The organism is Streptomyces sp. JH14, from assembly GCF_029428675.1.
GTDB lineage: Bacteria > Actinomycetota > Actinomycetes > Streptomycetales > Streptomycetaceae > Streptomyces.
Window position 1 is genome coordinate 1827876 of the sequence record NZ_JAJNEL010000001.1, and the last position, 12346, is coordinate 1840221.

General features: G+C 70.1%; 12 protein-coding genes and 1 pseudogene. 9 read left to right on the forward strand and 4 right to left on the reverse strand.

The annotated features are described in order from the left end of the window. Positions 1–18 precede the first annotated feature (18 nt). A pseudogene (locus LRD69_RS08260) lies at positions 19–180 on the forward strand (MFS transporter); the annotation flags it as partial. Between the two features lie 21 nt (positions 181–201). Here the strand turns inward: LRD69_RS08260 and LRD69_RS08265 are convergent. Beyond that, the gene (locus LRD69_RS08265) at positions 202–432 is read right to left on the reverse strand and encodes a hypothetical protein (protein ID WP_277325907.1); all 231 of its coding nucleotides are present in this window, start codon (positions 430–432) and stop codon (positions 202–204) included. Between the two features lie 58 nt (positions 433–490). On the opposite strand from LRD69_RS08265, the gene map reads away from it, so the two are divergent. Together map and LRD69_RS08275 are read left to right on the forward strand one after the other, a co-directional pair. Beyond that, the gene (gene map / locus LRD69_RS08270) at positions 491–1348 is read left to right on the forward strand and encodes a type I methionyl aminopeptidase (protein WP_277325908.1); all 858 of its coding nucleotides are present in this window, start codon (positions 491–493) and stop codon (positions 1346–1348) included. Positions 1349–1552: 204 nt separating this feature from the next. Further along, positions 1553–2215 (forward strand): biliverdin-producing heme oxygenase, encoded by a 663-nt coding sequence (locus LRD69_RS08275; protein ID WP_277325909.1) that lies wholly within the window; start codon positions 1553–1555, stop codon positions 2213–2215. 122 nt (positions 2216–2337) lie between these two features. On the opposite strand, the gene LRD69_RS08280 is transcribed toward LRD69_RS08275, so the two are convergent. Beyond that, on the reverse strand, positions 2338–3024 hold the full coding sequence (locus tag LRD69_RS08280; RefSeq protein WP_277325910.1) for a PhzF family phenazine biosynthesis protein: 687 nt from the start codon (positions 3022–3024) through the stop codon (positions 2338–2340). Positions 3025–3286: 262 nt separating this feature from the next. On the opposite strand from LRD69_RS08280, the gene efeO reads away from it, so the two are divergent. The 4 genes from efeO to LRD69_RS08300 are packed head-to-tail and all read left to right on the forward strand — an operon-like array spanning position 3287 to position 7627. Beyond that, positions 3287–4423 carry an iron uptake system protein EfeO gene (gene efeO, locus LRD69_RS08285; protein WP_277325911.1) on the forward strand — a complete coding sequence of 379 codons (1137 nt, stop codon included), beginning with the start codon at positions 3287–3289 and terminating at the stop codon, positions 4421–4423. A 20-nt stretch (positions 4424–4443) separates the two neighbouring features. Then, positions 4444–5757, forward strand: a complete 1314-nt coding sequence (gene efeB / locus LRD69_RS08290; protein ID WP_277325912.1) for an iron uptake transporter deferrochelatase/peroxidase subunit — start codon at positions 4444–4446, stop codon at positions 5755–5757. A 33-nt stretch (positions 5758–5790) separates the two neighbouring features. Next, positions 5791–6759, forward strand: coding sequence for an iron uptake transporter permease EfeU (efeU, locus tag LRD69_RS08295; protein WP_277325913.1), 969 nt, complete (start codon positions 5791–5793; stop codon positions 6757–6759). Further along, the gene (locus LRD69_RS08300) at positions 6692–7627 is read left to right on the forward strand and encodes a hypothetical protein (protein ID WP_277325914.1); all 936 of its coding nucleotides are present in this window, start codon (positions 6692–6694) and stop codon (positions 7625–7627) included. Before efeU ends, LRD69_RS08300 begins: the two co-directional genes overlap by 68 nt. A 173-nt stretch (positions 7628–7800) precedes the next feature. Here LRD69_RS08300 and LRD69_RS08305 read toward each other — a convergent pair whose 3' ends face one another. After that, on the reverse strand, positions 7801–8547 hold the full coding sequence (locus LRD69_RS08305) for a bifunctional DNA primase/polymerase (RefSeq protein ID WP_277325915.1): 747 nt from the start codon (positions 8545–8547) through the stop codon (positions 7801–7803). A 343-nt stretch (positions 8548–8890) separates the two neighbouring features. Here LRD69_RS08305 and ddaH point away from each other — a divergent pair, with 343 nt between their 5' ends. Further along, positions 8891–9763 (forward strand): dimethylargininase, encoded by an 873-nt coding sequence (gene ddaH, locus LRD69_RS08310; RefSeq protein WP_346771900.1) that lies wholly within the window; start codon positions 8891–8893, stop codon positions 9761–9763. A 10-nt stretch (positions 9764–9773) separates the two neighbouring features. Here the strand turns inward: ddaH and LRD69_RS08315 are convergent, their stop codons facing one another. After that, entirely contained in the window at positions 9774–10769 is a 996-nt protein-coding gene (locus tag LRD69_RS08315; protein ID WP_277325916.1) for a small ribosomal subunit Rsm22 family protein, read from the reverse strand. A gap of 193 nt (positions 10770–10962) precedes the next feature. On the opposite strand from LRD69_RS08315, the gene LRD69_RS08320 reads away from it, so the two are divergent. Continuing rightward, complete coding sequence (locus LRD69_RS08320; protein WP_277325917.1) at positions 10963–12306, forward strand: hypothetical protein; 1344 nt, start codon at positions 10963–10965, stop codon at positions 12304–12306. Positions 12307–12346 lie beyond the last annotated feature (40 nt).

Genomic DNA, 12346 nt, shown 5'->3' on the forward strand with positions numbered 1-12346 from the left:
CGGGCGGGTGCGATGGCGGGCCGGATGGCGTGCGTGGCCTCGGTGGCGCTGCCGGCTGCGGCGCCGCCGAAGCTGCTCACGTACGACTCCGCGACGGACGAGGACGCTGTGCGGCGCAGGTCGCCGAAGGAATCGGCCACCGCGCCGGCCGAGCAGCCCGGTCCGGACCGCGCCCGATGAGGCGGGGCTCCGGGGGCGGAACTACGCGTCGGCCTCCGGTGGCGTGTCCCGGTCGTGCCACCTGGGGTCGTTCTCCCACTCCAGATTCCGCTCCTGCGCGGTGTTCATCGCGTGCTGCGCCTCCTCGCGGGAGGTGTAGGGGCCGAACCGGTCCTTCGCCGGGCACTCCGGGCCTTCCTCGACCTTCTGGTGCACCAGGCAGTAGTACCACTCGCCCGGCTTGCCGACCGTGCGCTTCTTGAACAGGGCCATCATCGGCTCCTTTCCTCTGAGCCATGCTGCCCCAAGCACGCTGGTTAGACTCGCTGACATGTCTGGCCAGTCGCTGCTCGTACCAGGGGAGATCACTCCCATTCGTTCCGTACCCGGAAACATCCGGCGCCCCGAGTACGTGGGTAAGCCGGCTCCGACGCCGTACACGGGTCCGGAGATCCAGGACGCCGACACCGTCGAGCGCATGCGCATCGCCGGCCGGATCGCCGCGCAGGCGATGGCCGAGGCCGCGAAGCACATCGCTCCGGGTGTGACGACGGACGAACTCGACCGGGTCGCCCACGAGTTCATGTGCGATCACGGCGCCTATCCCTCGACGCTCGGCTACCGCGGCTTCCCCAAGTCGCTCTGCTCGTCGCTCAACGAAGTCATCTGCCACGGCATCCCGGACTCGACGGTGCTGCGCGACGGCGACATCGTGAACCTCGACGTGACCGCGTACATCAACGGCGTGCACGGCGACAACAACGCCACGTATCTCTGCGGCGAGGTGGACGAGGAGTCCCGCCTGCTCGTGGAGCGCACGGAGGAGTCGCTGAACCGGGCGATCAAGGCGGTCCGCCCCGGCCGTCAGATCAATGTGATCGGACGGGTCATCGAGTCGTACGCGAAGCGTTTCGGGTACGGCGTGGTCCGGGACTTCACCGGGCACGGGATCAATGCGTCGTTCCACTCCGGCCTGATCATTCCGCACTACGACAGTCCGCACGCGACGACCGTGATGCAGCCCGGCATGACGTTCACCATCGAGCCGATGCTGACGCTCGGGACGCACCAGTACGACATGTGGGACGACGGCTGGACCGTGGTGACGAAGGACCGCAAGCGCACCGCCCAGTTCGAGCACACGCTGGTGGTGACGGAGACGGGCGTCGAGATCCTGACGCTGCCGTAACCCTCCGCAGGCGATACGCGCCCCCGGCACGCGGACGGAACCGGGCGTATCGTTTTTACCGACAGAGCGTCGGGAAGGTGTTGGCTTAGGTAAGCCTAAGCAGGACGATCGGAGATGTCGACAGTGGCTGCCGAGCGCAGTTGCTGTCGGCTTTTCTGTCTCGTTCCGCCTTCCCGTCCCTCCCCCGGTCACCGGAGGCCCGCCTTGGACGCAACCGCCGCCACCCCCTTCTCGACACTGATCCGCACGGCATCGCACGAGCAGCACACCGAGGCGGAGACCTCGGTCTTCATGAGCGACCTGCTGGGAGGGCGGCTCGGAGTGGACGCGTACACGCGCTACACCGAGCAGCTGTGGTTCGTCTACCGGGCACTGGAGGAGGGCGCGGAGGAACTGCGCAGCGACCCGGTCGCCGGTCCGTTCATCCGGCCGGAACTGATGCGCACGGCGGAGCTGGAGCGCGATCTGGCACATCTGCGGGGTGCGGGCTGGCACGAGGGCCTGAGGCCGCTGCCCGCGACGGCCGTGTACGCCGACCGGGTGACCGAGTGCGCGCGCAGCTGGCCCGCCGGATACATCGCGCACCACTACACGCGCTATCTCGGGGACCTCTCCGGCGGCCAGATCATCCGCGACCGGGCGGAGAAGACCTGGGGCTTCGCGCGCAAGGGCGACGGGGTGCGGTTCTACGTCTTCGAGGAGATCGCCAACCCCGCCTCGTTCAAGCGGGGCTACCGCGAGCTGCTCGACGCGGTGGACGCGGACGAGCTGGAGAAGAAGCGGATCGTGGAGGAGTGCAAGCGCGCGTTTGCACTGAACACCGCGGTGTTCCGGGAGCTGGGTGAGGCGTTCCGGCGCAGCGCGTAGGCCCCACGGGGTGCGGAGGACGCGATGACCGGATTCCGACGGTGGCCCCGGTCACCCCTGCCGCGTTGTCCTCAATCGTCGGACGGGCTTGAATTCGCCCGTCCGACGTCACGACGCCGACGTCACAGCGCCGGTGACAGGCTTGATTGCGCCAGCAGGACGCGGCCCCCGATCTCCACCGAGCCGTCCGGTGCGGGTGCGGTGAGGATCTGGGACCCACGGCCCTGCGTGATGTTGAGGGCGCGGCCCAGTTGCGCGCTGAGCAGCAGGGCCGCCGCCCCCGTCGCCTCGTCCTCGACGATGCCGTCGTCGCGTCGCGGGAACGCCCGCGCCCTGACGCGGCCCGCCGCCTCGTCCTCCCACGCCCATACGTACAACCAGCCCTCGCCGGGCGGTGGTCCGGTCAGCGCCTCCACCTCGGCGACGGATGCGTACCGCTCCAGCGTGCGCGGCGGCACCCACTCGGGGCGGGCGGTGATCCAGCTGAACTCACCGTCCTGGCGGGCGAAGATCTCGCCGACCGGCAGTTCCAGGATCTCCACGTCGAGCAGCCAGGCGGCCCCCACGAGCGGGTGCCCGGCGAACGGAAGCCGGAGACCCGGCGTGTAGATGTCGACGTGCCCGCGCTCGGGATCGTCGACGAACACGGTCTCGCTGAAGCCGAGTTGCCCGGCCAGCGTCTGCCGGGACGCCTGGTCGGGGTACGTACGCCCGTCGCGTACGACCCCGAGTGCGTTGCCGTGCCGTCCGTCCGGTCCACAGAACACGCGCAGCACATCGACGCCTGCGGGTACCTCGTAGTCACTCACACACGCATTCAAGCACCGCCCTCGCACCGCCGGCGCCGGGGCGCCCCTCGCCGAACCGGAACGAAGCACTTGACACGTGCTTGACCTTCTCATGGGTTACCCATGGGTCGTCCGTGACTGCCCCGTTCTCCGCCACATCGAGTGAGAGCTGAATCACTGCACCGGTGGGTACCAGTGAGGTAAGCCTCGGTTAAGTTAGGTCCGCCTCACCTGTACTTGTCCGGCCTCTGTTTCCTCTCTCTTCAGCCTTTGTGGAGCCCGCATGCGAGCCATTCGTTTCTCCGTCGCCACCGCTGTCGCCACCGTGGCAGCTCTGACCGCCGTCACGGGCTGCGCCGAGAAGAGCGACGGCAAAGGCGACGGCGCGGTGACGGTCAGCGCGAAGGACGACTCCTGCGCGGTGTCGAAGAAGAAGCTCCCGGCCGGCCACATCGAACTGGCCGTGGCGAACGAGGGCTCCAAGGTCACCGAGGTCTACGTCCTCTTCCCGGACGACCGCATCGTCGCCGAGCGCGAGAACATCGGCCCCGGCACCAAGGCCACCATCACCGCCGAGGTCAAGGCCGGTTCCTACGACGTCGTCTGCAAGCCCGGCATGAAGGGCGCCGGCTTCCGGCAGAACATCGAGGTCACCGGCGGCGCCGTGGCCAAGCGCAGCCCCGAGATGGACAAGGCCGTCGCCGGCTACCGCACCTACGTGCAGGCGCAGGCCGACGAGACGCTGCCGAAGGTCAAGGCCTTCACGGACGCCGTCGCGGCGGGTGACATCGAGGCCGCGAAGAAGGCATACGCCGAATCCCGCATCGGCTGGGAGCGCACCGAACCGGTCGCCGAGTCCTTCGGTGACATCGACCCGAAGGTCGACGTCCGCGCGGACGGCCTGGAGGACGGCCAGAAGTGGACCGGCTGGCACCGCCTCGAGAAGGCGCTGTGGCAGGACAAGAAGCTCGGCGCCGAGGAGAAGGCCCTCGCCCCGGTCCTGTACAAGGACCTCGTCGACTGGCAGAAGCGGGTCGGCAAGGCGGAGATCACTCCGACCTCGATGGCCAACGGTGCCAAGGAGCTCCTCGACGAGGTCGCCACCGGCAAGGTCACCGGTGAGGAAGAGCGCTACAGCCACACCGACCTGATCGACTTCAAGGCCAATGTCGAAGGCGCGCAGCAGTCGTACGAGCTGCTGAAGCCGATCGCCTCGAAGAACGACGCGGCCCTGACCGCCACCCTGGACAAGCAGTTCGCTGCGCTCAACACGCTGCTGGACAAGTACCGCGAGGACAAGAGCTCGTACGAGTTCACCTCGTACGACAAGGTCGGCAAGGCGGACCGCAAGGAACTGTCGGACGCCGTCAACGCGCTGGCCGAGCCGCTGTCGCAGCTCGCCGCCGCGGTGACGAAGTAATGGACGGGGAGGTGCCGGTCATGTCCGGGGAAGCCCAGAACACCACCGGGGCGGACGTCGCCGGGGCAGGCGGAACCGCCGGGCCCGCTGCCGCCGGAGCCGCAGACCGTGTCCCGTCGCGCCGTGCGCTGCTCGGCTGGGGCGGTGCCGGGCTGGCGCTCGGCGCGGTCGCGGCCGGCGGCGCGGTCGCCGCGGTGCGTACGGGGAGCGACGCGGTACCGGCCGCGGACAGCGGCGCCGCGGTGCCGTTCCACGGCGTGCACCAGGCCGGGATCGCCACCGCCGTCCAGGACAGGCTGCACTTCGCCGCCTTCGACGTGACGACGAAGGACCGGTCCGAACTGATCGCGCTGCTCAAGGAGTGGACGCGGGCGGCCGAGCGGATGACGGCCGGTCATGCGGTCGGAGACGGGGCGTACGGCGGTCTCGCCGAAGCGCCGCCGGACGACACGGGCGAGGCGCTGGGGCTCAAGCCGTCCCGGCTCACCCTCACCATCGGCTTCGGCCCCTCGCTGTTCGCCAAGGGCCGGTTCGGTCTCGAGAACCGGCGCCCGGAGGCGCTCGTCGATCTGCCGAAGTTCCCCGGTGACAATCTCGACGCGGCCCGCAGCGGCGGCGACCTGTGCATCCAGGCGTGTGCCGACGACCCGCAGGTCGCGGTGCACGCCATCCGCAACCTCGCCAGGATCGGCATGGGCCGCACGGCGATCCGCTGGTCGCAGCTGGGCTTCGGCAAGACGTCGTCGACGACGCCGGACGCCCAGACCCCGCGGAACATGATGGGCTTCAAGGACGGCACCCGGAACATCGCCGGCACCGACACCGCGGCCCTCGACAAGCACGTGTGGGTCGGCGAGAAGGACGACGCGGGCTGGATGACCGGGGGTTCGTACCTGGTCGCCCGGCGCATCCGCATGCACATCGAGACCTGGGACCGCACCGGGCTCCAGGAGCAGGAGGACGTCTTCGGCCGGGACAAGGGCGAGGGCGCCCCGGTCGGCAAGTCGAAGGAGCGCGACGAGCCGTTCCTGAAGGCCATGCTGCCCACCGCCCATGTGCGCCTCGCCCATCCGGACAGCAACGACGGTGCGACGATCCTGCGCCGCGGCTACTCCTTCACCGACGGCACCGACGGCCTGGGCCGGCTCGACGCGGGGCTGTTCTTCCTCGCGTACCAGCGCGATGTCCGGAAGGCGTTCATTCCGCTGCAGCGCCGGCTCGCGGCACACGACGCACTCAACGAGTACATCCAGCACGTGGGTTCGGCGCACTTCGCCGTCCCGCCGGGCGTCCGCTCCAAGGACGACTGGTGGGGCCGGGCGCTGTTCTCGTAACGGGACTCGAAGCGGAAAAAGGAGAACCGAAACGTGTTCAGCAACTTCCTGATCGGCCTGCGCGAAGGCCTCGAAGCCAGCCTGGTCGTCTGCATCCTGATCGCCTATCTGGTGAAGACCGGCAACCGGAACAGGCTGCTGCCCATCTGGGTCGGCGTCTCCGTCGCGGTCGTCGTCAGCCTGGCCTTCGGCGCCGGTCTCGAATTCGGCTCGCAGGAGATGACGTTCAAGGCGCAGGAGGCGCTCGGCGGTTCGCTGTCGATCGTCTCCGTCGGCCTGGTCACCTGGATGGTGTTCTGGATGCGGCGCACCGCGCGGCATCTGAAGAAGGAGCTGCACGGCAAGCTCGACGCGGCGCTCGCGATGGGCACCGGCGCGCTGGTCGCGACGGCGCTCCTCGCCGTCGGCCGGGAAGGACTGGAGACCTCGCTGTTCGTCTGGCGTGCGGTGCACGCCGCGGACGACGGCTGGCATCCGATGATCGGTGCGCTGCTCGGCATCGTCACGGCCGTGGTACTGGGCTGGCTGTTCTACCGCGGCGCGCTGAAGATCAACCTGGCGAAGTTCTTCACCTGGACCGGCGGCATGCTGGTGGTCGTCGCGGCGGGTGTGCTCGCGTACGGCGTGCACGACCTGCAGGAGGCCGAGTTCCTCGGAGGTCTGCAGAACCGGGCGTTCGACATCAGCGCCACGATCCCGCCGGACAGCTGGTACGGCACGCTGCTGAAGGGCACCTTCAACTTCCAGCCCGATCCGACCGTTCTTCAGGTCACGGTGTGGGCGCTGTATCTGATCCCCACGCTCGCGCTGTTCCTCGCCCCGGTAGGGTTCGGACGGTCAGTGGGGGCGACGGATCAGAAGGCGCAGAAAGCGGATGAGAAGCCTGAGGCCGATTCGGCTGGCGACGGGGCTCGCGGCAGCGACAGTGCTGAGCATGACGGCGAGCGGGTGCGTGACGGTGCACGGCGAGCTGGAAGTCGTTCCGGCAGCGACGAAGTCTGAGGCCGCGAAGGCCCTTGCGGACTTCACCACCGCGTACAACGCGGCGGACAAGGCCTACGATCCGGCGCTGGACGCGGACCGGGTCACCGGTTCGCTCGGTGCCATCAACCAGGCCGGGTTGCGGGCACGGCAGAAGAACCACCCCGACGGCAACGCGAACCACCTGCCGCTGGAGCTGACCGACGCCTCGTACCTCATCCCGAAGAAGGCCGGCTGGCCGCGCTGGTTCCTCGCGGAAACCGACTCCAACCGCGATCAGGACAGCGGGAAGCAGGACACCAGCTGGCTGATCGCCTTCGTCCGGACCGGTCCCGACGCGGTCTGGAAGGCGTCGTATCTCGCGGTCGTGGCCCCGGCCCAGCTGCCCGCGTTCGCGAAGGACGGCGACGGGCGGACCCGGCCGGTCTCCGCGGACAGTGCGGAACTGGCCGTGGCGCCCGAGGACTTGAGCACGCAGTACACCCAGTACCTGCAGAAGGGCACGCCGGACGTGTTCGCTCCCGGCGTCGCCACCTCGGCCTGGCGGTACCAGCGCAGCAACACCCGGCGGGCCGGCTTCTCGTTCCAGTTCATCGACCAGCCGCTGGGCGGCGGTACGTTCGCTCCGCTCGGCCTGGAGACGGAGGACGGCGGGGCGCTGGTCTTCTTCAGCAGCAAGCACTTCGAGCAGCAGACCGCGGCGAAGGGGCTGCGCCCGTCGGTCAACGCGGATGTGCAGGCGCTGCTGACCGGCGAGGTGAAGAGCACCCTCACCAAGGAGCGGGTCTCCAGCCAGCTGGTGTACGTCCCGAAGAAGGGCGCCGGGAACGACGGCAAGGTGATCATGCTGAACCGGCTGCCGGGGCTCACGGCGGCGAAGGGTTCCTGAGGTTCTCCCGCCGTCCCCGGCGGGCGCGCGACGACGGGTGCGGCACCACGCCGCGTTGCGGAGCGCCCGAATACGCCCCGTACGAGGACGCTCCTGCGCCGTGCGATGCCCCGCATCCGGCGCCGCGCGCCGATCCGCCGGGGACGACGGGACAACCTTGGGCCGCCCGGGCTTCAGCGGCTGAGCGGCCAGCTCACCGAGTCGTGGTCGAGGTCGCTCCGCCCCACGGTGTCGGCATACTGCGCGCAGGCGTCGGTAAGCGTCTCCAGCAGGGTCAGCGGGTCCGGGAGCGGGTTCTCCGGGCCGCGGACCCAGTGCACGTCCAGCTCACCGGGGAGCATGGCGGGCGGCAGGAGTACGTAGCTCCCGCGGCAGTGCCAGCGCAGTCCCGGATGCTCGTCCATGGTCTCGGGATGGCAGTCCAGCTCGCAGGGCCACCACTCGTCCTCGTCCTCGGGGGTGCCCCGGGTGGCGGTGAAGAAGAGCATCCGGTCGTCCCCGGACACGGCCACCGGGCCGACGTCGATGTCCGCGGCGAGGAGCCGCTCCAGGGCCTGGTGGCCCGCGGCCAGCGGTACGTCGAGGACGTCGTGGATCATGCCGGTGGCGGTGATGAAGTTGGCCTGCGACTGGCTGCGGGCCCAGCGCTCGATCTGGGCGCGGTCGGTGGTGGACTGCGTCTGCCAGGCGAACGAAATGGGGTGCCGGGCGGGGGTGGGACAGCCGATGCGCTCGCACGAACATCGGTAACCGATCGGGTGAGCGGCGGGCGCGATGGGCATTCCGGCTTCGGCGACAGCCAGGAGCAGCGCCTCCCGGGCGGTGTCGTCGACCTCACTGTGCTGCGATTTGGGTCGTCGGCGAAGCCATTGGGAAAACTTGCTCTCTGTGCCGCGAGAACGGCCGAAATCGGCGCCCATCAATCCCCTTACCTCAGCGTTGCCCCTGCCCATGGTCCCACCATCCTGCGCCCCGGGTGGCCAGAGTTCCGAAGCGGGGTGCCGGCACCGGTGCACTGAACTGGGCGCAGGGCCGACATTTGTCCGTAAATGGTAGGTGCGGCATGTGAGCGGGGGCCGGTAGCGGCGCGAGGCGGTACGTACCGTCCCGGCGCCTCTCCGTAGCCGTCACGGAGCAGCCCGCGGAACCACCCGATCGGTTCACTGCGCGGTTGCCCCGCACGGCGCACCATGAGCTCACGCACACACCCGTGCGAGCCCCGACTGTTCGCAGGCCACCCCTGCCGTCCGTGAGGAGCCCCCATTGCCTCGTGAAGCCACACCCTCATCGCTTCGTGAAGCGACCACCCCCGCATCCGCATCGCCCCGCAGGGCGACCCCGCGCCGCTACCTGATGTGCGCACCGGTCCACTTCAAGGTCACCTACTCCATCAACCCGTGGATGGACCCGACGAAGCCGGTCGATCTGCCGCTGGCCCAGGCCCAGTGGGAGGACCTGCGCGACCGCTACCGCGCGCTCGGCCACACCGTCGAGCTGCTCACCCCCCGTCCCGACCTGCCCGACATGGTCTTCGCCGCCAATGGCGCGACCGTCATCGACGGCCGGGTGCTCGGCGCCCGGTTCGCGTACCAGGAGCGGTACGCCGAGGCCGAGGCGCACCGGGACTGGTTCCGGGACCACGGCTTCACCGAGATCCATGAGCCGGCCCACATCAACGAGGGTGAGGGCGATTTCGCGGTCACCTCGTCGTATCTCCTCGCCGGGCGCGGTTTCCGGTCCAGTCCGCTCTCGCACGACGAGGCGCAGGAGTTCTTCGGGCGGCCGGTGATCGGGCTCGATCTGGTGGACCCGCGCTACTACCACCTGGACACGGCGCTGTGTGTGCTGGACGAGGCGGGCGACGAGATCATGTACTACCCGGGCGCCTTCTCGCCGGGCAGCCGCTCCGTGCTGCGGCGGCTCTTTCCCGACGCGCTGACGGCCGAGAGGGCGGACGCGGCGGCGTTCGGGCTGAACGCGGTCAGTGACGGGCTCCATGTGCTGGTGCCGCAGGGCGCCACGGGCCTCTTCGACCCGCTGCGGGCGCGCGGCTTTGAACCGGTCCCGATGGACCTGAGCGAGCTGCTCAAGGGCGGCGGCAGCGTGAAGTGCTGCACCCAGGAGCTGCGCTGCTAGGACCCTGGCGTCAGTCGTCACCCGGGGGCGGCCATGCGTCGCCCCATGCGATGTCCCGGGCGGCCCGGTACAGCTCGCCGTGCCGCTTGGTGACCGTGGTGCGCTGCAGCGCCTCCTCGCGGGTGCACAGGTCCAGCAGCACCTGTCCCTTGCGGATCTGCGGCTTGCGGATGACCCGCGCGGTCACCGGCTCGGTGGCGAAGCGGGTCGCCACGACATAGCTGAACTTCTCGTCTTCGTACGGCAGCGATCCGCCCTTCACCTGCCGGTGCAGCGAGGAGCGGCTGACTCGGGCCGAGAAGTGGCACCAGTCGGTACCCGGCTCGATGGGGCACGCCTCGCTGTGCGGGCACGGTGCGGCGACCGAGAGCCCGGCGGCGATCAGCCGGTCGCGGGCCTCGATGATGCGGGCGTACCCGTCCGGGGTACCGGGCTCGACGATCACGACGGCCTGCGCGGCGGCCGCGGCCGTGTCGACGAGGCCGGTGCGGGCGTCCGCCGTGAGCTCCCCCAGGACATAGCTGACGGTCACCAGGTCCGCGGGGGCGAGCTCCAGCCCGGCGCCGATCCTGGCCCGCCGCCAGTCGGCGGTGCGCAGGGCCTCGACACCGGAGGCCCCGGCCAGTTCCCGGCCGAGGACGAGGGCGGGCTCGGCCCAGTCCAGGACGGTCGTCCGGTGCCCCTCCCAGGCCCCGGCGACGGCCCAGCTCGCCGCGCCGGTGCCACCCCCGATGTCGGTGTGGGTGGCGGGTACCCACTCCGGAGCGGCCTCGCGCAGGGCGGCGAGGGCGGACCGTACCGCTTCGAAGGTCGCGGGCATCCGGTACGCGGCGTACGCGGCGACGTCCGAGCGGTCGCGGAGCACCGGGGCATCGGTCGGGGTGGTCCCCCGGTAATTGGCGATGAGCCGGTCGACGGCCTGCGCGGCCTGCTTGGGCGGCAGTCCGTCGAGGAGTCCGGCCAGCGCCGCGCGCAGTGCTTCCGCGGTGGAGAGGGTGACGTTCACCGACAAATTGTAGGCGGATACGAGTGGCCGTTCCCCGCCCGCTGCCGCCCGTCCGGCGCCCCGTTCCCCGCCCCGGGATCACCGCCGGACGGACGAAGATCCGAACTGACCGGCGCCGCTGGCCAGTTGCTACGCTGACCGCGCGAGGTCGGGGGAGGCTCACGTGAGGTCGGGAATGCTCATCGAGGGGACCATGCGACAGAAGATCGTGCGCCTGACTCTGGTCGCGGGTGTGCTGGTGCTCGCCCTGCTGCTCCTGCTGGCCACCTGCGGCGCCGGGGGCGACGGGGGCGACGGGGACAAGGGTGACGCGGGCAAGGGCGACACCACGCCGAAGAAGCCGGCGGCGACGGGCACCGGTCCGGCCACGCAGCTCACCGTTCCCCCCGCGTACACGACCACGCGCGGCTGGGAGCTCATCAACACCTCGCCCGACTACGCGATCTCCCGGACGACGGGGCGCCTCGCCTACCTGCTGCGGGTCTCCGACAACCAGTACCGGCTGGAGACCATCGACTCGGAGACCGGGAAGGCCGGCTGGAAGGGCGCGGCCTGGCGGCCACCGGCCTCGACACACTTCCCGAAACTGCTTCTGGCCACCAAGGACGACGTGGAGTACTTCGTCACGTGGGCGTACGGAAAGGTCGGTGTGAACGCGCTGACCCCGGCCGACACGATCGTCTCCCTCGATGTGTACAACGCGACGGACGGCTCCCGGCAGCGCATCGAGGTGCCGTGGAACTCCGCGCCGACCGTCGACACCACCGGCCCGGCGATTCTGATCAGCGACGGCCGTACCAACAGCGTGCTGGTCGACCCGGAGAGCGGCCGCATCTCGAAGATCGCCCCGTCGGCGCTCACGTACCCGAAGGGCTGCCCGTCCTGCCGGCAGCTCACCGAGGTGTTCGGGCTGACCGGGAAGGGCCTGCTGGTCAGCGGGGCACGGGAGTTCTGGGTACAGGGCGGCTGGTTCAGCCGGAACGTCGCCCCGAAGGGCACCGACCGCTTCAGCGGGATCCCGACGTCCGTGGCACCCGGCTGGGTGCTGGCGAAGTGGCAGCTCGCGAAGGGCCAGAAGCAGGCAGCGACCCATGACCTGTGGGCGGTGCACGACGCGGAGACGGGAAAGCCGGTGGCGACGGTGGAGTGCCACAAGGTGGCGATCAAGCCGGGCCAGTACCCGCAGGCGGTCATGTCGCCCTCGGGGACGTTTCTGGTGGCCGGGAACCTCGCCTTCGACCTGGAGACGAAGAAGGGGTTCTGTCTGGAGGCGACGGACGGCTCGAAGCCGCTGACCCTGGTCTCCGTGACGGACGAGGGCATCGCGTACGGGGCGACGCCCGCGCGCAACGCGGCGGACGTCCTGGCCGGCCACGGCCGGCCGGCCCAGGTTGAGGTCACCAGCGGGCTGCCGGAGGCGCTGCCCCCGAATGTGCGCCTGCCCGCCTCGGAGGCCGCGGCGGGCGTCGGCGTGTTCCGGTGGACGGACGAGCTGGACCGGCTGCACCTGCTCGGCTACCCGCGCGCCCGTCCGTGAGCAGTGCTCCCGCCGCTGAGCGGTGCCGCGCGTGAGCGAC

Excerpts from the sequence above, each read along its gene's own strand:
- efeO (WP_277325911.1), top strand. The coding sequence starts at position 3,287 with ATGCGAGCCATTCGTTTCTCCGTCGCCACCGCTGTCGCCACCGTGGCA.
- LRD69_RS08300 (WP_277325914.1), top strand. The coding sequence starts at position 6,692 with ATGACGGCGAGCGGGTGCGTGACGGTGCACGGCGAGCTGGAAGTCGTT.
- LRD69_RS08305 (WP_277325915.1), bottom strand. The coding sequence starts at position 8,547 with ATGGGCGCCGATTTCGGCCGTTCTCGCGGCACAGAGAGCAAGTTTTCC.
- LRD69_RS08320 (WP_277325917.1), top strand. The coding sequence starts at position 10,963 with ATGCGACAGAAGATCGTGCGCCTGACTCTGGTCGCGGGTGTGCTGGTG.
- map (WP_277325908.1), top strand. The coding sequence starts at position 491 with ATGTCTGGCCAGTCGCTGCTCGTACCAGGGGAGATCACTCCCATTCGT.
- LRD69_RS08265 (WP_277325907.1), bottom strand. The coding sequence starts at position 432 with ATGGCCCTGTTCAAGAAGCGCACGGTCGGCAAGCCGGGCGAGTGGTAC.
- efeB (WP_277325912.1), top strand. The coding sequence starts at position 4,444 with ATGTCCGGGGAAGCCCAGAACACCACCGGGGCGGACGTCGCCGGGGCA.